We start from the raw sequence: 795 nt of genomic DNA, 5'->3' as shown, positions 1-795 counted from the left end.
GATCTGGCGGCCAAAGAGCTGCAGCGCCTTGGTGCCGGGCCGGACCTGCCCGAAACCGGCACTTTGCCCGGTGCGCATGTCTTTGGCGGCTCTTATGGCTGGGCCTCGGCAGGGCGCTTTCACCATGCCCAAAGCCAGCTGCACCGCTTTCTCAACAGTGCTTTTGGCGGCTATGTCGGGAGCGTGAACTCCTATTCCTCGGCGGCGGGAGAGGTGATCCTCTCGTTGGTCTGGGGCAGCCCGCTGAAGCTGACCCGGGACCATCCCTATCTGGAGGAGTTGGCGAGCGATACCGAACTATTGTTGGCCTTTGGTGGCCTGCCGCTGCGCAACACCGCCATCAGCCCGGGCGGCATTTCGCAGCACAGCGTCGGTCAGGCTTTGAGTGCTGCGGCCAAAAGGGGATGCCGTTTCGTCTCGATCAGTCCGATTGCCGATGACTTTGACAGCCTGCCGGGACTGACGCGCATCGCGCCGCGCCCCGGCACCGATGTAGCGCTGATGCTGGGCATGGCGCATCGGCTGCATTGCACGGGCCGCGCCGACCGCGCCTATCTCGACCGCTATACGGTGGGCTATGACCGCTTCCTGTCCTATCTGACCGGCGCCTCGGATGGCGTGGCCAAGACCCCGGATTGGGCCGCATCGATCTGCGAGGTTCCGGCCGATGAGATCGCGGTCCTCGCCGATCTGGCCGCCAGCCGCCGCACCCTGATCAACATCACCTATTCGCTGCAGCGTGCCGAGAATGGCGAGCAACCGGTCTGGATGGCCCTGACCCTCGCCGCGATGCTC

General features: G+C 65.0%; 1 protein-coding gene. It reads left to right on the top strand.

Annotation, left to right across the window (positions count from 1 at the left end):
* Window positions 1-795 (top strand): molybdopterin-binding domain-containing protein (locus tag AC1DVR_RS23725; protein ID WP_478003082.1); only part of this gene is annotated, 795 nt, incomplete at both ends.

This window comes from Rhodobacter sp. P2_H5, assembly GCF_056403335.1.
This window is presented reverse-complemented; position numbering and strand designations above follow the sequence as displayed.